This window comes from Streptomyces sp. NPDC087906 (assembly GCF_055584925.1).
Map to the genome: position 1 here is coordinate 514,079 of NZ_JBVJLC010000002.1, position 17,175 is coordinate 531,253.

15 protein-coding genes are annotated in these 17,175 nt (G+C 73.0%); 9 read left to right on the forward strand and 6 right to left on the reverse strand.

Translation table 11 applies throughout. From position 1 onward, the window contains the following. Positions 1 to 121 precede the first annotated feature (121 nt). Positions 122 to 1,183 carry an NAD(+)/NADH kinase gene (locus ACZ63I_RS07620; RefSeq protein WP_469336349.1) on the reverse strand — a complete coding sequence of 354 codons (1,062 nt, stop codon included), beginning with the start codon at positions 1,181 to 1,183 and terminating at the stop codon, positions 122 to 124. A gap of 301 nt (positions 1,184 to 1,484) precedes the next feature. On the opposite strand from ACZ63I_RS07620, the gene ACZ63I_RS07625 reads away from it, so the two are divergent. Both ACZ63I_RS07625 and ACZ63I_RS07630 read left to right on the forward strand, forming a co-directional pair. Next, positions 1,485 to 2,462, forward strand: a complete 978-nt coding sequence (locus tag ACZ63I_RS07625) for a PRC and DUF2382 domain-containing protein (RefSeq protein WP_469336351.1) — start codon at positions 1,485 to 1,487, stop codon at positions 2,460 to 2,462. Positions 2,463 to 2,697: 235 nt separating this feature from the next. After that, entirely contained in the window at positions 2,698 to 4,386 is a 1,689-nt protein-coding gene (locus tag ACZ63I_RS07630; RefSeq protein ID WP_469336352.1) for a serine/threonine-protein kinase, read from the forward strand. Between the two features lie 11 nt (positions 4,387 to 4,397). Here ACZ63I_RS07630 and ACZ63I_RS07635 read toward each other — a convergent pair whose 3' ends face one another. Further along, positions 4,398 to 5,402, reverse strand: coding sequence for an aldo/keto reductase (locus ACZ63I_RS07635; protein WP_469336354.1), 1,005 nt, complete (start codon positions 5,400 to 5,402; stop codon positions 4,398 to 4,400). 232 nt (positions 5,403 to 5,634) lie between these two features. Between ACZ63I_RS07635 and ACZ63I_RS07640 the strand changes: the two genes are divergently transcribed. The 7 genes from ACZ63I_RS07640 to ACZ63I_RS07670 all read left to right on the forward strand — a co-directional run bounded on the left by ACZ63I_RS07640 (position 5,635) and on the right by ACZ63I_RS07670 (position 13,229). Beyond that, positions 5,635 to 6,228 (forward strand): helix-turn-helix domain-containing protein, encoded by a 594-nt coding sequence (locus tag ACZ63I_RS07640; RefSeq protein WP_469336356.1) that lies wholly within the window; start codon positions 5,635 to 5,637, stop codon positions 6,226 to 6,228. Positions 6,229 to 6,302: 74 nt separating this feature from the next. Next, the gene (locus tag ACZ63I_RS07645) at positions 6,303 to 7,577 is read left to right on the forward strand and encodes an NAD(P)/FAD-dependent oxidoreductase (protein ID WP_469336357.1); all 1,275 of its coding nucleotides are present in this window, start codon (positions 6,303 to 6,305) and stop codon (positions 7,575 to 7,577) included. Beyond that, a complete protein-coding gene (locus ACZ63I_RS07650) occupies positions 7,574 to 7,948 on the forward strand; it encodes a (2Fe-2S)-binding protein (protein WP_469336359.1) in 375 nt (124 codons plus the stop codon). Before ACZ63I_RS07645 ends, ACZ63I_RS07650 begins: the two co-directional genes overlap by 4 nt. After that, entirely contained in the window at positions 7,945 to 9,519 is a 1,575-nt protein-coding gene (locus tag ACZ63I_RS07655; RefSeq protein WP_469336361.1) for an FAD-dependent oxidoreductase, read from the forward strand. Before ACZ63I_RS07650 ends, ACZ63I_RS07655 begins: the two co-directional genes overlap by 4 nt. After that, complete coding sequence (locus ACZ63I_RS07660; protein WP_469336363.1) at positions 9,516 to 10,496, forward strand: dihydrodipicolinate synthase family protein; 981 nt, start codon at positions 9,516 to 9,518, stop codon at positions 10,494 to 10,496. Before ACZ63I_RS07655 ends, ACZ63I_RS07660 begins: the two co-directional genes overlap by 4 nt. Next, a complete protein-coding gene (locus tag ACZ63I_RS07665; RefSeq protein ID WP_469336365.1) occupies positions 10,496 to 11,497 on the forward strand; it encodes a proline racemase family protein in 1,002 nt (333 codons plus the stop codon). Before ACZ63I_RS07660 ends, ACZ63I_RS07665 begins: the two co-directional genes overlap by 1 nt. 139 nt (positions 11,498 to 11,636) lie before the next feature. Then, complete coding sequence (locus tag ACZ63I_RS07670) at positions 11,637 to 13,229, forward strand: purple acid phosphatase family protein (protein ID WP_469336367.1); 1,593 nt, start codon at positions 11,637 to 11,639, stop codon at positions 13,227 to 13,229. Positions 13,230 to 13,239: 10 nt separating this feature from the next. Here ACZ63I_RS07670 and ACZ63I_RS07675 read toward each other — a convergent pair whose 3' ends face one another. The 4 genes from ACZ63I_RS07675 to ACZ63I_RS07690 form a co-directional block, all read right to left on the reverse strand. After that, positions 13,240 to 14,445: an MAB_1171c family putative transporter gene (locus tag ACZ63I_RS07675; RefSeq protein ID WP_469336369.1), complete on the reverse strand. Its 1,206-nt coding sequence runs from the start codon at positions 14,443 to 14,445 to the stop codon at positions 13,240 to 13,242. After that, positions 14,438 to 14,989 (reverse strand): ParH-like protein, encoded by a 552-nt coding sequence (locus ACZ63I_RS07680; RefSeq protein WP_469336370.1) that lies wholly within the window; start codon positions 14,987 to 14,989, stop codon positions 14,438 to 14,440. The genes ACZ63I_RS07675 and ACZ63I_RS07680 overlap by 8 nt, the downstream gene beginning before the upstream one ends. A gap of 63 nt (positions 14,990 to 15,052) precedes the next feature. After that, on the reverse strand, positions 15,053 to 15,565 hold the full coding sequence (locus tag ACZ63I_RS07685) for an XRE family transcriptional regulator (protein ID WP_469336372.1): 513 nt from the start codon (positions 15,563 to 15,565) through the stop codon (positions 15,053 to 15,055). A 123-nt stretch (positions 15,566 to 15,688) separates the two neighbouring features. Continuing rightward, on the reverse strand, positions 15,689 to 16,996 hold the full coding sequence (locus ACZ63I_RS07690; RefSeq protein ID WP_469336374.1) for an alpha/beta fold hydrolase: 1,308 nt from the start codon (positions 16,994 to 16,996) through the stop codon (positions 15,689 to 15,691). Positions 16,997 to 17,175 lie beyond the last annotated feature (179 nt).

The following is a 17,175-nucleotide window of genomic DNA, read 5'->3' on the forward strand; positions in this document are numbered from 1 at the left end:
ACCCCCCACCCCCCCCGCCCCCGGGGCGCGACGCACACCCCCCCCGCGGTCCCGCCCCCCGCCCCCCCCGGGGCAGTGCCCCCGGGGGGGGGCGCCCCGCCCGGCCCCAACCCCCCTTGTCTCACAGCTCGTCGGCGGCCGGCATCCGCAGATGCGCGAGGTCGTCGGGAACGGGTCCGTCGGGCCGGAACAGCGGGGCCGACTGCCCGTCGGCCGCCGTCGCCGGCGCGTCGGTGAGCCGGAACCGGTCGCGGAGCCTGGTGTAGAAGTCGGTGGGCCCCAGCCGGATCAGCCGCAGCCGGTACTTGGCCCCGTACACCCCCACCCAGTCCCCCGGCTTCAGCACCCCGCGCAACTGGCCGTCGATACTGAGCGCCACGTCGCCCGAATGCGGCAGCACCCGCAGCGCGATCGGCTCGTCAGGGGCGGCGACGACCGTCCTGCCGAACGTCATGTGCGGTGCCACCGGCGTGAAGACCACCGCGTCCATGTGCGGAGAGAGCACGGGCCCGCCCGCCGCGAAGCTGTACGCGGTGGAGCCCGTCGGGGTGGCCACGATGACCGCGTCCGCCGAGTACGCGGCGAGCAGCCGGCCCGCGATGTAGACCCCGAGGCTGACCTGCCGGTCGCGCGCCAGCTTCTCCAGGACGACGTCGTTGAGCGCGATGGCGTCCAGCGCCATCCCCCAGCCCTCGCCGCCCACCATGTCGGGCCGGACCTCGGGCGGCGGCAGCGCGGGGCCCCGCCCGTAGCGCAGCAGGGCCTCCATGGCGGTGGGGATCTCCAGCGGCCTCGACGACCGCATGGCCAGCGTCATCCGCTCCTCGACCGTGGCCCTGCCCTCGTGCACGGCGTCCAGGGCGCGCCCCACGTCGTCGGCGGGCACCTCGGTGAGGAAGCCGACCCGGCCCAGGTCGACGCCGAGCACGGCCGCGTCGCTCTTGGCCGCTATCCGCGCGCCACGCAGGAACGTGCCGTCGCCGCCGAGCGTGACGACGAGGTCGGGACTGCCTGCGGCGATCGCCTCCTCCTGGCCGCCGTGCCGAGGCTCGTGGTCCTTCCAGACGTCGATCTCCTTGCACGGGATGCTGTGCGACAGGCACCAGTCATGGACGACGTCGGCGGCCTCCACGGCCGCGGGACGGCCTTGATGGACCACGACACCCACACGGTTCACTGGCATATCGGCGCTCTCCTCGGCAGTCGCGGCGTCCTCAGCAGTCAAGGATCACCGAAGACCCGGCGCCTGGCGCCGCGCGCCGCGTCGGCGTTCCCCGTTCACCCGAATGGCGGAGTGCGGAACGAGCCGGTGGCAGGGCGCGGATCCCGGCCGGGCGGCGGGCACGGGCGGTCCCCGCGGCCCGCGCGTGCCGTCTGCGGTTGCCTTACGTACCGGGGAGAGGCGCGATGGACGTATGCGCGCCTGACTCCGAGGGGACCGCTCCCTTGGACGCGCTCCCCCACGCAGCAAGGAGTGATGGCAGATGTCAGCCGATGGCGTCTTCAACAACCCCGGTGAGCTGAACGGCTTGACCGCCTACGACAGGGACGGTGACAAGATCGGCAACGTCGGCCAGGTCTATGTCGACGACCGCACCGGCCGCGCCGAGTGGGTCACCGTGAAAACCGGTCTCTTCGGTATGAAGGAGAGCCTTGTCCCGCTGTCCGGTGCCCGGCGCACCGGCGAGGGGCTGCATGTGGCCCACCCCAAGGAAACCGTCAAGGACGCCCCGCGCCTGGACGCCGACGAGCATCTGGACGCCGCCCAGGAGCGTGAGCTGTACGAGCACTACGGCCTCACCGGCGCCGGCGCGGGCATGAGTTCCGGCATGGCCGGGGCCAAGGGCACGGACACCACCAAGGACACCGGCGGGACGACCGGCACCGGCATGGGCGCAGGTGCGGGCGCCGGTGCCGGCGCAGGTGCGGCCGGTGGCGTGGCCGGCGGTGTGGACGCGGGTACCAGCACCGGCCGTGGTGCGGGTACGGCCAGGTCCGAAGGCGTCGGCATGGGTTTCGCCGACGACGACATGACCGGCGCGGGCGACCACCGCAGGGGCGAGGAGCTGATCCGGTCGGAGGAGCAGCTCCACGTCGGCACCGAGGAGCACGAGAGCGGCCGGGCCCGGCTGCGCAAGGTCGTCGTGACGGAGAACATCACCACGACCGTGCCGGTCAGCCACGAAGAGGTACGGGTCATCCACGAGCCGATCACGGACGGCGACCGCACGAAGGGCCGGATCGGCGAGGCCGAGACCCAGGTGACGCTGCACGCCGAGCAGCCGGTCGTACGCAAGGAGACCGTCGCCGTCGAGCGGGTGCGCATGGAGACCGAGAAGGTCACCGAGCAGCAGGAGGTCTCGTCGGAGGTCCGCAAGGAGCAGATCGAGTACGACTCGGGCCAGGAGGGCGACGAGATGGGCGGCAAGGACATGGGCGGCAAGCGCGGCCCCAGCCACTGATCTCGCTGTTCCGGCACCACCCCTGGCATGCCTCCGTGCCCCCGCCGGCCACCGACCGTGGCCGGCGGGGGCACGTGCCGTCAGGGCCCCGGGCCGCCATCGTGTACGAGGGCCCCGGGCCGCGATCGTGTACGAGGCCCCGGGCCGCGATCGGGTGCGAGGGCACAGGTGCGCAGGCGAAGATGAGTACCCGCGCGCTCCCGGCGTACCCCGCGCCCCTTTACTGTGACTGCTCATGGAGAGCTTGGATCCTTCGGACCCGCGGGTCATCGGTGGATATCCGCTGTACGGCAGGCTCGGCGCCGGCGGCATGGGACAGGTGTACCTCGCGCGCACGCCGTCGGGCAGGCCGCTCGCGCTGAAGACGCTGCGGTCCGAGTTCGGCGCGGACGACGGCTTCGCCGAACGGTTCGACCGGGAGATACGCAACGCCGACCGGGTGCGGTCGCCGTGGACCGTGACCGTGGTCGACTACAGCGCGCCCGGCGCCCGGCCGCAGTGGCTGGCCACCGAGTACGTCGCCGCGCCCTCGCTCGCCGACTGGGTGGACCGCAACGGCCCGCTGCCGCAGGCCGCTGCGCTGTCGCTGGCCGCCGAGCTGTGCCAGGCGCTGCGCGCGGTGCACGCCGCCGGACTCAGCCACCGCGACATCAAGCCGTCGAACATCCTGCTCGGCGGCGAGCGTCCGCTGCTCATCGACTTCGGCATCGCGCGGGCCGCCGACGACTCCCGGCACACCAGGACCGGCGGTGTCATCGGCTCGCCGGGCTATCTCGCGCCGGAGCAGGCGACATCGGGCAGTTCGGCGGAGCCGGGCGACCTGTTCTCGCTCGCCGCCGTGCTGGTCTACGCGGCGACCGGGCGCAGCCCGTTCTCCCGTCCGGGCGAGACGCCGTCGGCCCCCGCGCTGCTGTACCGGATCGTGCACGAGGAACCCAGCCTGGACGGCCTGCCCGAGCCGCTGGGTGCACTGCTGCGCGGCTGTCTGGCCAAGGAGCCCGAGCGACGCCCTTCGGCGGCCGCTGCGGGCGCGCTGCTGGAGCGCGCGGGGCAGCCGGCGGGCCGGTGGCCGTCCGTGCTGCCGGCGGGCCTCGCGGCCGAGCTGCGCTCCCGTGAGCAGGCGATGCGGCAGGCGTTCGCGGGGGCAGGGGCCGTGGACGGTACGGGCGCGCCGCAGGGCCCCGCGTACCCGTCGGCGCCGCCGTACGCCGCGACGTACGCGCAGCCGAACCCGTACGGCCGGCAGGCCCCGTACAGCCAACCGGCCCCGTACCCCCAGCAGGGGCCGTACACCGGGCCCGGGTCCTACACCGGGCCTGGGCCGTACACCCAGCCGGGGCCGCCCGCCCCAGGTGCGCCTACCGGTCCCGCGCGGCGCGGCGCGGGCCGTCGGTGGGCCGCCCTGCTGGCCGGCGGGGTGCTGGCCGCCGCCGCTGTCGCCTTCGTACTCGTCCAGCTCGGAAACGGCGACGGCGACGGCTCCTCGGACGGTGCGGGGGGCGGCGGATCCTCCTCGTCGCCCTCGGCACCGGCGTCGGACGGCGCGGACGACGCGCTGCCGGCGTCCTGGGTCGGCCACTGGTCGGGCACGGGTCCGGGGACGGCCCAGGTCAGCCGCTTCCATGTCGCTCTGACGCTGCACGCGGCGGACCTCGGCCAGATCGTGGGCAGCCAGGTCAGCGATGTCGACGCGGTCGGGACGAACATCAACGTCGGCTGCACGGAGGCGCTGAAGCTGACCGAGGTCCACCCGAAGTCGATGGTGTTCGAGGCGGTCACCAGCCATCCCACCGACCCCGCGACCAACGGGACGTGCCCCACCGACCACATCTATGTGATCACGATGAAGGACGCGGACACCCTCGCCCTTGAGGCCGAGGGTGCCCAGTCCGCCGGGTCGCCTTCCACACTGAGCCGCGACTGACCGGCCGTTGGTCAGGCCGCCGCCGTCTCCTGCGCCAGCAGCCGTTCGATCTCGGCGAGTTCGGACTCGCCGAGGGCGGGCGCGTCGAGCGCGCCGATGTTCTGTTCGAGCTGGGTGACGCTGCTGGCGCCGATGAGCACGGATGTGACGCGCGGGTCGCGCAGCCCCCAGGCGAGGGCGAGTTGGGCGAGGGACTGACCGCGCTGCCCGGCGAACGTGTCCAGGGCGCCCAGCAGGGCCAGCCGCTCCTCCGTCAGCACGTCGCTCTTGAGGGAGCCGCCGCCCGCCATCCGGGAGTCCGCCGGAATGCCGTTGAGGTAGCGGTTGGTCAACTGCCCCTGCGCGAGCGGCGAGAAGGCGATGACCCCGGCGCCCACCTCGTCGGACGCCGCGATCAACCCGTTCTCGATGTCGCGGTTAAGCATCGAGTAGGGGTGCTGGTTGATCAGCAGCGGGGTGCCCAGCTCCTTCAACAGGGCGGCGGCGCGGGTCATCTGCTCCGTGCTGTAGTTGGAAAGACCCACGTAGAGGGCCTTGCCCTGCCGCACCGCCGAGGCGAGCGCGCCCACCGTCTCCTCGATCGGCGTGTGCGGGTCGGGCCGGTGGGAGTAGAAGAGGTCCACGTAGTCGAGGTGGGTGCGGCGCAGCGTCTGGTCCAGGCTGGCCAGGACGTGCTTGCGCGAGCCCCATTCCCCGTACGGGCCCGGCCACATGTTGTAGCCGGCCTTGCTCGCGATGAACAGCTCGTCGCGGTACGGCCGGAAGTCCGCGTCGTACAGCGCACCGAAGTTGGTCTCGGCGCTGCCGGCCGGCGGACCGTAGTTGTTCGCCATGTCGAAGTGGCTGACACCGAGGTCGAAGGCGCGGCGCAGGACGGCGCGCTGGGTCTCCAGCGGGCTGCTGTCGCCGAAGTTCTGCCAGATGCCTATCGAGACCTTCGGGAGCAGCACGCCGCTGCGGCCGCTGCGCTGGTACTGCATACCGGAATAGCGCTCTTCGGCGGCGAGGTAGGTCATGTCCGTCCTTGCGTGTCGGGGATGCGCGGACCGGTCAGGGCGACAGGCCGCGCGACTCTCAATGTAGAAAGCGGTTACTACCACGGTCAACGGCTGGGACAGGGAGACCGGGCTCATACACTCCGAGTCCTGGTTCCGCCGACAGCCCCACGAGCGCGTTCACTATGTCGAACGAACCTGGTAGGTCATCCCTACACTGCACCGAACAGTACCGACAGCCGAAGGAGCCCGCGTGAAGTCCCCCAGCAGTTCGGTCCGGGACGTTCTGGCCGCCAATCTCCGGCGGGAGAGGACCCGGCGCGGACTGTCGCTCTCCGAGCTGTCGCGGCTGTCCAAGATCGGCAAGGCGACGCTGTCCCAGCTCGAATCGGCCACCGGCAACCCGACCATCGAGACGGTCTTCAGCCTGTCTCGGGCACTGGAGCTGCCGATCTCCGACCTGCTCGACACCCAGCACGCGGACGCCGTGACGGTGGTGCGCGCAGCCGAGACCGAGGTGCTGAGCGGCGCGGGCGTCGACCTGCGGGCACTCCGGCGGATCGAGGCCGGCGGTGTCATCATGGAGATCTACGACCAGCAGGTGCGCGACGGGTCGCGGCAGCCTTCGCTGGGGCACGCGGGCACCGAGCACACCGTCGTCCAGGCGGGCCGGCTGCACGTGGAGGTGGACGGCCACCGGGTGGAGCTGGGGCCCGGCGACTACGTGTCGTTCGACGGCTCGCTGCCGCACTGCTACAGCGCCCCCGAAGGGCCCGTGCGGTCGGTGCTGCTGCTCCAGTACCGGTCGGGCGGGGACCAGCCGCAGCCGCCGGGCGCTCCGCACTAGCCGAGGTGCGTTGACACCCTCCGGGCCGACCCATACGCTCAAGACCGTTCGCTTTACAGAACAGTGGAGGATGGATGTCCCGAACGCGGGCGGTGGTGCTGGGCGCCGGAATCATCGGCGCCGCCTGCGCCCGCGAACTGATCCTCGCCGGGTTCGACGTGACCGTGGTCGACCGGGGCGGAGCGGCGGCGGCCACCACGTCGCACGGCGAGGGCAACATCCTGGTCTCCGACAAGGGCCCGGGGCCCGAACTCCAACTCGCCCAGCTCTCCCGGCGGTTGTGGCCCGAGGTACTGGCGTCGCTCGCCGAGCGGCGCTCAGGCGGGGCTCATGTGGTCGGGGCCGATGCGGTCGGGGCAGAAGCGGTCGGGGCAGAAGCGGTCGAGTGGGAGCCGAAGGGCGGCATCGTCGTCGCGACCACCGCCGAGGGCGCTGCGGGGCTGCTGCCGTTCGCCGCGGCCCAGCGGGCGGCAGGCGTACGGGCCGAGCCGCTGGACAGCGGCGCGCTGCGCGCCGCCGAACCCTTCGTCACCGAAGGGCACACCGCCGCCATGCACTATCCGGACGACGCCCAGGTGCAGCCGGCCGGGGCAGCGACCGCCCTGCTGGCGGAGGCGCTCGCCGCGGGCGCCGTCCTGCGTACCGGCTGCGAGGTGCTCGGAGGGGTGCGGCGCGGTGGCCGGCTGACGGGGGTGCGCACCTCCGGGGGGACCCTGTCGGCCGACGTCTTCGTCAACGCGGCGGGACCGTGGTCCGGTGAGCTGTCGGCGCGCCTGGGCGCACCGGTGGACATCAGGCCGCGCCGCGGCGAGGTGCTGGTGACGGTCCCGCTGCCGCCGACGGTCTTCCACAAGGTGTACGACGCGGACTACGTGGGCGCCGTCGGCAGCGGCGCGGGGGATCTGCAGACCTCGGCGGTGGTCGAGGCGACCCGGGCGGGCAGTGTGCTGCTCGGCTCCTCCCGGCGGCGGGTCGGCTTCGACGACCGGACCCGCCCCGAGGTGCTGTCGGCGATCGCCGCGAAGGCGCTGCGGCTCTTCCCCTCGCTCGCCGGTGTGCAGGTGATGCGCGCGTACGGCGGCTTCCGGCCGTACGTACCCGACCATCTGCCGGTCATCGGACCCGACCCGCGGCTCGCGGGCCTCTGGCACGCGAGCGGTCACGAGGGGGCGGGGATCGGGCTGTCCGTCGGTACGGCGCGGCTGCTGCGGGAGCTGCTGCTCGGGGACGCGACGGCGATCGACGCGACCCCGTTCCGGGTGGACAGGCCCGCCGTACTGGCCGCGGAGGCGCCCGATACACCCGCTACACCCGCAGACGTACCGTCCACGACCGAGGAGTCGCCATGAGCCCGAGACTGGTACCGGCCGGGTCCGATCCCGTGGGGCGCAGGGACCGGCCGCTGACCATCACCGTCGACGGCGAACCGCTGGCGGGCGTCGCCGGGCAGTCCGTGGCGGGCGTGCTGCTGGCCGCCGGCCGGACGTCCTGGCGGCGGGGCCCGTCGGGCGCGCCGCGCGGGGTGTTCTGCGGGATCGGCGTCTGCTTCGACTGTTTGGTGACGGTCAACGGTGAGCGGGACGTACGGGCCTGCCGGCGCCGGGCGCTGGACGGCGACGCGGTGACCACGCAGTCACGCGCCACCGGCACCGGTAGCGGGAGCGGCACCGGCAGCGGGAGCGGGAGCGGCACGAGCACCGGCTTCGGGGACGCGCGATGACCCGGCGTCATGTCGTGGTCGTCGGGGCGGGCCCCGCCGGGCTCGCCGCCGCGGACACCGCGCTGGCGGCGGGCGCCGAAGTGACGCTGATCGACACGGCCGAGCGGCCCGGCGGCCAGTACCACCGCATGCTGCCCGACGCCTTCGAGGCGGACAGCCCCGAGGTGCTGCACCACGGCTACCGCGCGTTCGAGACGCGCAGCCGCCGGGTGCTGGGCCATCCGCGCTGTGCCTGGTGGGCGCAGAGCGCCGTCTGGGCACTGGAGCAGCCGGACCCCGGCTCGGTGGCAGCACCGCTGGTGCACGTGCTGACCGGCGATCCCGCAGGCGGGCCCGGCGCGCGGGTGCGCCGGGTGCTGGCGCCTGACGCGCTGGTGCTGGCGGTGGGCGCGCACGACCGGGTGCTGCCGTTCCCCGGCTGGGAGCTGCCGGGCGTGTTCACGGCGGGCGCGGCGCAGGCGCTGGCCAAGGGCGAACGGCTGGTGATCGGCGACCGGGTGGTGGTCGCGGGCACCGGTCCTTTCCTGCTGCCGGTGACCGCCGCCCTGCTGGCGGCCGGGTCCCAGGTGGTCGAGGTGCTGGAGGCCGCCCGCACCGGCGGTGTGCTGCGCGGCTGGCTGCGGCGCCCCTGGGAGCTGCCCGCCCAGGCGGGCAAGAGCGGTGAACTGCTAGAGTACGCGGCGGCGCTCCGCCGCCACCGCGTCCCGTACCGGCTGGGCAGGGCGGTGATCGAGGCGCGCGGCGACGAGCGCGTCGAGGAGATCGTCAGCGCCGAGCTGCGCGCCGACTGGTCGGTGGTGCCGGGCAGTGAACGGACCACGGCCGTGGACGCCGTCTGTGTCGGCCATGGCTTCACACCGCAGTTGGAGCTGCCGGTGGCCGCCGGGTGTGCGCTGCGCCCCGTGCCCGGCGGGTCGCCCGCCGAGGCGTTCGTCGACGTGGACGACGACCAGGCGACCAGCCGTCCCGGGGTGTACGCGGCGGGCGAGATCACCGGTGTCGCCGGTGCGCCCGCCGCCCGCGCCGAGGGCGCGCTCGCGGGCTGGATCGCGGCGGGCGGCGATCCGGAGGCGCGCGCGCTGACGGCGCTGCGCCGCAGCCGCGACCAGGGGCGGGCGTTCGCCGCGCGGCTGACCGCCGCGCACCCGGTCGGCCGGGCCTGGCCCGGCTGGCTGCGGCCGGACACCGTCATCTGCCGCTGCGAGGAGACGGATTACGCGGCCGTCCGCCGCACGGCGCACGATCCGACGGGTACGGAGGCGCGGGTGGCGAAGCTCGCGACCCGGGCGGGGCTCGGGCCCTGCCAGGCACGCGTCTGCGGACCCACCGTCGCCGAGCTGCGCGCCGCCGCCGACACCCGTAGCGCCGACAGCCCCGGCGCCAACAGGCGTACCGCCCACTGTCGCCCGGCCGGCTGCCGGCCCGGCGACCCGGTGCCCCCAGGACCGCACCACCGGCCCGTCGCCGAGCCGATCAGGCTCGGTGAACTGGCCCGCCCGCCGGAGCCGCCGAGCCGGCCCGGTACACCCCCGCCACGTTCCGATCCGTCCGTCGAGGAGAGCACTTCATGACCGCCAGCACGCAGGAGACCAGCCCGCTGACCGGAGTCGTGGTGGCCACGGCGCTGCCGTACCGGTCCGACCCGAAGGCGCCCGCCGGTCTCGCCGTCGACTACGACCGCTACGCCGAGCACTGCCGGTGGCTGGTCGACAACGGCTGCGACGGTGTCGGGCCCAACGGGTCGCTGGGCGAGTACTCGTCGCTGACCGACGAGGAGCGCCGTACCGTCGCCCGTACCGCCATAGCGGCCGTCGCCGGTCGCGGCAAGGTGATCGTCGGGGTGCACGGGGTGGGTTCGCACCAGGCGGCGCGGTGGGCCGAGGCCGCCGCCGAGGACGGCGCCGACGGGGTGCTGTGCCTGCCGCCGACGATGTACCGCGCCAACCACGGCGAGGTGCTGGCGCACTTCGAGGCGGTGGCCGCCGTGGGACTGCCGGTCATGGTCTACAACAACCCGGTGGACACGAAGGTGGACCTGACGCCGGAGCTGCTGGCGGAGATCGCCCGGATCGACAACGTCCGTGCGGTGAAGGAGTTCTCCGGCGATGTGCGCCGGGTGCTGGAGATCAAGGAGCGGGCGCCGGGACTCGACATCATCAGCGGCGCCGACGATGTCGCCCTCGAGAGCCTGCTGATGGGCGCGACCGGCTGGTTCGCCGGGTTCCCCAACGTCTTCCCCGCCGAGTCGGCGCGGCTGTTCGCGCTCGCCAGGGCGGGCAGGCTGGCAGAGGCACGCGCGCTGTACGAGCCGCTGGTCGCCGCGTTCCGCTGGGACTCCCGTACCGAGTTCGTCCAGGCCATCAAGCTCGGCATGGAGATGGTCGGCCGCTACGGCGGCCCCTGCCGGCCGCCGCGCGGCCCGCTGACCGACGTCAACCGGGCGCAGGTCGCGGCCGAGATGCGCAAGGCGATCGACGCCATCGCGCGCGAAGCGGATGCGGGCGCGGGCGCGGATGCGGGTGCCGGTGCGGCGAGGAGCGAGGTCTGATGCGCAGCGTACGGACCATCAGCGCGGTCGACTCGCACACCGAGGGCATGCCCACCCGGGTGGTCACCGGCGGGGTGCCGCCGATCCCCGGTGACACGATGGCCGAGCGGCGCAGGTACGCCATCGAGCACCTGGACGAACTGCGCAGGTTCCTGGTCGACGAGCCGCGTGGGCACGCGGCGATGAGCGGTGCGATCCTCCAGCCGCCGACCCGCCCGGACGCCGACTGGGGGGTGCTGTACATCGAGGTCAGCGGGTTCCTGCCGATGTGCGGGCACGGCACGGTGGGGGTCGCGACCGTGCTGGTCGAGACGGGCATGGTCCCGGTCAGCGAACCCGAGACGGTCGTACGACTCGACACGCCCGCCGGTCTGGTGGAGGCCAGGGTCGCGGTGCGCGACGGCGTCGCCGAACAGGTCACGCTGCGCAATGTGGACGCCTTCGCGCTCGAACTGGACGCGACGGTCTCCGTCCCCGGGATCGGTGACGTCCGCTACGACATGGCGTACGGCGGCAACTTCTACGCGATCGTCGAACTGGCCGATCTGGGGCTGCCGTTCGACCGGGCGCGCAAGGACGACATCCTCGCCGCCGGGCTCGCGATCTCCCGCGCGGTGAACGAGCAGAACCTGCCCCGCCACCCGGTGGATCCGCTCATCAGCGGCTGCGGCCATGTGCAGTTCCTGGCGCCGGGTTCGGACGCGCGGCACTCGCGCAACGCGATGGCGATCCGGCCGGGGTGGTTCGACCGCTCGCCGTGCGGCACCGGCACCTGCGCGCGGATGGCCCAGTTGCACGCGCGCGGCGAACTGCCGCTGGACACCGAGTTCGTGAACGAGTCGTTCATCGGCACCCGGTTCACCGGCAGGCTGCTGGCGACGAGCGAGGTGGCGGGGCTGCCCGCGGTCGTACCGGAGTTCTCGGGCCGGGCCTGGATCACCGGCACGGCGAACTACCTGCTGGATCCCGCCGATCCGTTCCCGCACGGTTTCGTCCTCTGAGGAGCGCGCCGCCCGGCCGGGGAGTGCCCCGGCTCCTGCGGGACTGTTCGTCGTACCGAAGCAAGTTCGTGTTCACCGCAGGGTCGTGGAGGTGGACGAGTGTTCACTCGTTCACCGAGCCACCTGGGGAGGAACCGCGATGGTATCGAACGACAGCGACGAGTCCGGCAAACTGACGCGCCGTCACGCACTGGGTATGGTCGGGGCGGCCGGCGCTGCCGCCGCCGCCACTCCGCTGCTGGGCGCCGCACCGGCCGAGGCCGCGAGCACATTCGGCTCCGCCGCCTTCCACCCGTCGCCGGACACGGGCGGCGCCTCGCCCGTGCAGGGCCTGCATCTGACCTTCGGCGCCGATCCCAGCCGCCAGATGGTCGTCTCCTGGCTGACCGAAGGGCCCGTGAAGAAGCCCCGGGTGCTCTACGGAACGCTGGAGCACGGGCTCGGCTCCAGCGCCGAAGCGCGTACCCGCACCTACACCGACGGCAAGTCCGGCCGTGTCGTGTACGTCCACCACGCGGCGCTGTCCCGGCTCAGCCCCGGCACCGACTACGTCTATCTCGTGTCGCACGAGGGCGCGGCGCCCGACAGCGGCATGTTCAAGACGGCGCCGCGCGGCCGCCGGCCGCTCACCTTCACCAGCTTCGGCGACCAGTCCGCGCCGCAGGTGACCTGGGCCGCCGACGGCACCGTCGCGCTCGACGCCAACTCGACCCCGGCGACGAAGGACATCGTCACCGGCATCGAGCAGGTCGCCCCGCTGTTCCACCTGCTCAACGGCGACCTCTGCTACGCGAACCTCGACGTCGACCGGGTGCGCACCTGGAACAACTTCTTCACCAACAACAGCCGTTCGGCGCGGTTCCGGCCGTGGATGCCGGCGGCGGGCAACCACGAGATCGAGAGCGCCAACGGGCCGCTGGGCCTCGGCGCCTACCAGACGTACTTCGACCTGCCGTCCACCGAGACCGACGCCGAACTGGCCCGTCTCTGGTACGCGTTCACAGCCGGCTCGGTGCGGGTGATCGTGCTCCAGAACGACGACAACGCCCTGCAGGACGGCGGCGACGTCTACGTCAACGGCTACTCGGGCGGCCGGCAACTGCGGTTCCTGGAGCGGGAACTGAAGGCTGCGCGGGCCTCCAGCGACATCGACTGGATCGTCATCGCGATGCACCAGGTGATGGTCAGCTCCACCGACGCGAACGGCGCGGACCTCGGGCTGCGCGAGAAGTACGGGCCGCTCTTCGACAAGTACGGCGTGGACCTGGTCCTGTGCGGTCACGAGCACAACTACGAGCGGTCGCTGGCCGTCCGCGGTGTGGTGCGGGGCAGCGAGACCCTCACGCCCAACCCGGTCTCGCACGCGACGGACGACATCGACACCGCGCACGGAACCGTGCACATGGTCCTGGGCGGCGGCGGTGTCTCGGGCACCACCAACCAGTCGTTCTTCAAGGACGGTACGGGCAAGGTGATCACGGCGGTGTCGGCGACGCCGGGTCCCAACGGCAAGCGCACCGCCACCTACGTCAAGGAGCAGGCGGTCTGGACGGGCGTACGGGACACCGAGAACCCGTACGGGTTCGCCGCGTTCACCGTCGACCCCGGACGGCACGCGGGCGACACCACCCGGATGCATGTGACGTACTACAACGTCAACAAGCCCAACGGCGATCTGTCGGTGTTCGAGAAGTTCACCCTGCACCGCAAGCGGTCCGACGGCCACCGCTGACCACGGCGCGTCAGCCGGCGCGGGCCGAGCGGACCCGGCTGCGGACCCCGGCCACCACCGGGGACGCGGTGAAGGCGGCCGACACACCGACCAGCCACTCCGACTCCGACTCGACGGTGCCCGCGACGACCGACGGCACATGGACGGCGTCCCGCTCACGGTGGACGCCGTCCTGGCGCTCTCCCGCCCGCAGGTTCTCCAGGGCCGCCGCGATCATCGCTGCCTCCAGCACCGCCCTGCGGTCCCTGGCCAGGTCCGCTGTCTGCGACGTCCAGCCGGGTACGCCCGCGTCGAAGTACGGGCGCAGCGCGAGGTAGCCGTCGCGGATCTCGATCACCCGGCGGTAGAGCGCGAACTCCGCGTCGCGCAGGCCGGGCCTGCGGGCGGCTGGCGACTCGTCGAGGGCGATCTGCGGCAGTTGCGCGTGCAGCGCCGACCACAGCGGTTCGAGCGCCCGGAACCTGCGGACGGCCCGCAGCCGGCGGACCGCGGTGCCCAGCGGTCCCTCCCACAGCGTCGCCGAGGCGCCTGCCGTGGCGAGCACGGCCGTGACGGCGGAGAGCGCCGCCGACACCGCGTCCTCCCCCACCCCTTGGCGGCCCTCGCGCAGATCGGCGGGTACGTCGGCCAGCGCCCAGAGCGTCCACGCGGCGCCGAACACCGCGGAGAGCACCATCAGCCTCAGCCCGGCGCGCAGCGGTCCCGGGCTCATCCGGTGTGCGTGGCGGGCCAGTTCACGGGTGAGGACCAGCAGGCACCAGCAGCCGTAGAACGCGAAGAGCACGTTGTACCCGGCGAGCGCCCACCGGCGGCCGTCGGGGACCGACAGCACGTCGCCGTCCTCGGCGATGTCGGCGACGCCGAACAGCACGGCGGAGGCGATCAGCACCACGGCGTTGAGCGCGACCTGGCGGCGTACCGAACCCGGCCCCGGCGGGGGCGACTTCACCGCGAGACCGACCAGGACCAGGAACCCGAGCCCGGCCGTCTTGAGTTCGTGGGTGATCAGCAGGACCGATGTGTCGAGCCCCGCTTCCCCCGACAGGGCGCCCGCGACGGTGGGGGCGTTGAACAGCATGGCCGTCCCCATGCACCAGGCCAGGCCCGCCAGATAGCGCTGCGCCGGGTCGGCCTGCGCCGCGCGGCTCCTGACGAGCCGGTCGACTCCGAAGACCAGGAAGACCGCGGCGGCGAGGAGGGACGTGAGGTCAGGCATCGGCGCACCCGGGAGCGCGGTCCTCCGGAGTGCCGAACAGCCGCCGTACCCGGGACTGCTCCGGATCGCGCGCGGCCGGAGCCGCCGGGGCCGCCCGGTCCTGCTTGCGGGCCCGGGTCAGGATCAGCGAGGCCACCAACTCGGCCTCCCGCTCCTGGGGTTCGGAGTAGACACTGCGCCCGAGCACGCGCTGGACCAGGGACGGCGGCAGGTTGGGCAGCAGCAGGCGCGCGGCAGCGGATACCGCGGGGGCCGTCTCGTGATGGCCGCAGATCACATGGGCGGCCTCGTGCAGCAGGATGTGCTGCTGGTGCAGGACGGTCGTGTCCGCGGTGTAGAGGATGCAGTCGGCGCTGTCGGTGGTGACCAGCAGCCCGCACGGGGTGTGCGGCCGTGCGGAGACAGGGATCAGTTCGATCGGCCGTCCGCGTGCGCTCGCGAGCATCCCGATGAAGGTCTCGGCGTCGAACGGGCTCGGTAGGGCCAGCCCTTCGACGGTCCGCTGACATCGTTGCCACAGTCCACTGTGACGGTCATTTCTCACACGCCGTCCCTCTTCCGCCTGCCGGCACCGCGAGGATTCACCGAAGAGTTCGCATACGGTCGGTCAGGAGGCGCCGCCGGGGGCGCCGCGCTCCCTGCGGGCGAGCACATCGATCATGTCGCTGATCGTGCCGACGCCCTCGGGCGAGAGGTTGACGGCGCGCAGGGCCATGCTGCGCACCCCCGCGTCGCGCAGCGCGCCGAGCAGTTCCAGTTCCCTGGCGACCGCGGCGCCCTGCTCGCCGTCGAAGAAGTAGGCGACGGGGACCTCGAAGAACTGGGCCAGCGCCTCCAGATGGCGCTTGGTGGGATTGTCCCTGCGCCCGGTGCGCAACTGCCACAGGTAGGTGGCGGAGAAGCTCTCCCCCGTCGCTTCGCGGCAGGCGCGGGCGACCTCTTCGTGGCTGTACTGCTCGCGGTTGGACCGCCGGACCACCCGGAACAGCGCGTCGATCTTCCCGGCCAGCGTCGCCGCGGAACCGGAACCGGAACCGGCGCTGGTACCGGCCTGCGGGTCGGGACCGGACTCGGGGTCGGAACCGGACTCCGGGTCGGGACCGGACTCGGGGTCGCCCATCGTCCGCCTCCTTCCGTGCCGGCTCAGGTGGGACGCGTGCGCGCCCGCGTTCATCGTAGCTGGCACCGATGGCGGGCGCGCTGAAGCTCGGGCCCGACGGTCCGGCCTGATCCGGACGACGCGTCAGGCCGCCGGAAACTCGCCCGCGTCCCGCAGGGTTTGGGCCAGATGTCCGAAGACCCGGCCGTCGGCGGCGAGTCCGTCGTGCTCGTACTCGTTGGTCACCCACGTCCGCAGGCCGCCCACCGCCGCCGCCGTCTCCAACTGGAGCCCGGAGTCGACGTACATGTCGTCGAAGTAGACGGCCGCGGCGACGGGGACCTCGTTGGCGGCGAGCCGCTTCAGGTCGTACAGCTCCGACCACTCCTCGCGGGCCGCCAGCAGTTCCACGGCGGGTCCGAAGGGCCGCAGCGCGCGGATCTCCTCGAACATCCACGGGTACATCATCTCGCCGGTGAACAGCAGCGGCCTGGCGTCCTCGGCGAAGCCGGGGTGGTTCGCCCGCTCCCGTTCGGCGGCCCACGCCGTCGGGCCGTTCGCGCCGCTCGCGTAGATCGACTCCTGCATGACGGCGAAGAGCGGATTGCCGGCGAACGCGGTGCGGTTCCCCACCTCGCTCAGGAACGCCCCGGAGAGCCGCTGGGCGGATTCGTCGGCGAACGCCTCGTCGAACAGCCAGTGCATCCGCTCGAAGCCGGGCTTCATGCCGAAGTCGAGTCCGAGCGTCTGGAGGCGCCGTACGGTCAGCACGTCGCCGTCGGGCAGTGTCACGTCCCCCGCCGCGACGCGGTCGGCGACCCGGGCCACCACGTCGGTGTCCTGCGGGTAGCGGCGCTGGAAGAGCCGGTTCTTGGCCTCCGTACGGGGATAGGTGCGGCGGTACACCTCGGTGGCGTCGGGCGTGACGGACGCGAGACCGCCGGTGACCAGGCACGCGCTCAGCCCCTCGGGCGCCTGCGAGAGGTAGGTGAGGGTGAGGAACCCGCCGTAGCTCTGGCCGAGCGTGGTCCACGGTGTGTCGCCGAAGACCGTCTTCCGCAGATGCTCGGCGTCCTTGACGATCGAGTCGGCCCGGAAGTGGCAGAGGTGATCGGCGGCCTCGCGCGCCGAGCCGAAGGACTCCATCACCGCGCCGTCGAGCGGTGTGCTGCGGCCGGTGCCGCGCTGGTCGAGCAGGATCACCCGGTGCGTCTTCAGCGCCTGCCCGAGCCAGCCGTCGCCGGGGCGGCCGACCGGCCGGGGCGCCTTGCCGCCGGGGCCGCCCTGCAGATACACCAGGCAGGGCAGCTCGTCCGACCTGCGGCCGGGGTCGACGAGTTCCCTGGCGAAGACGGAGAGGGCCGGGCTCCGGTCGTCGGACCAGTCGAGCGGCACCTCTGTCCGGTGGTCGCGCACATGGATCCCCGGCAGTGTGTACTCGGCAATGATCATTCCTGGGTCACCCTCCGACCTCGTAGCCCCGCGTGCCGCGTGCGTTGTGCCGCGGCCCTGGGCCCACTCTCCCCCACGTCAGCGGGATGTCCGAAACAGGGTGGCGGCCACAGGGCCGCCACGCGGTCGGCGGGCGGGGCCGCCCCTTCGGGAAGAAACCGGCGTCGGAGGTATTTACA

Bases quoted from the DNA above. Each gene is read 5' to 3' on its own strand.
- ACZ63I_RS07620 (WP_469336349.1), bottom strand. From the start codon at position 1,183: ATGCCAGTGAACCGTGTGGGTGTCGTGGTCCATCAAGGCCGTCCCGCG.
- ACZ63I_RS07625 (WP_469336351.1), top strand. From the start codon at position 1,485: ATGTCAGCCGATGGCGTCTTCAACAACCCCGGTGAGCTGAACGGCTTG.
- ACZ63I_RS07630 (WP_469336352.1), top strand. From the start codon at position 2,698: ATGGAGAGCTTGGATCCTTCGGACCCGCGGGTCATCGGTGGATATCCG.
- ACZ63I_RS07635 (WP_469336354.1), bottom strand. From the start codon at position 5,402: ATGACCTACCTCGCCGCCGAAGAGCGCTATTCCGGTATGCAGTACCAG.
- ACZ63I_RS07645 (WP_469336357.1), top strand. From the start codon at position 6,303: ATGTCCCGAACGCGGGCGGTGGTGCTGGGCGCCGGAATCATCGGCGCC.
- ACZ63I_RS07650 (WP_469336359.1), top strand. From the start codon at position 7,574: ATGAGCCCGAGACTGGTACCGGCCGGGTCCGATCCCGTGGGGCGCAGG.
- ACZ63I_RS07655 (WP_469336361.1), top strand. From the start codon at position 7,945: ATGACCCGGCGTCATGTCGTGGTCGTCGGGGCGGGCCCCGCCGGGCTC.
- ACZ63I_RS07660 (WP_469336363.1), top strand. From the start codon at position 9,516: ATGACCGCCAGCACGCAGGAGACCAGCCCGCTGACCGGAGTCGTGGTG.
- ACZ63I_RS07665 (WP_469336365.1), top strand. From the start codon at position 10,496: ATGCGCAGCGTACGGACCATCAGCGCGGTCGACTCGCACACCGAGGGC.
- ACZ63I_RS07670 (WP_469336367.1), top strand. From the start codon at position 11,637: ATGGTATCGAACGACAGCGACGAGTCCGGCAAACTGACGCGCCGTCAC.
- ACZ63I_RS07675 (WP_469336369.1), bottom strand. From the start codon at position 14,445: ATGCCTGACCTCACGTCCCTCCTCGCCGCCGCGGTCTTCCTGGTCTTC.
- ACZ63I_RS07685 (WP_469336372.1), bottom strand. From the start codon at position 15,565: ATGGGCGACCCCGAGTCCGGTCCCGACCCGGAGTCCGGTTCCGACCCC.
- ACZ63I_RS07690 (WP_469336374.1), bottom strand. From the start codon at position 16,996: ATGATCATTGCCGAGTACACACTGCCGGGGATCCATGTGCGCGACCAC.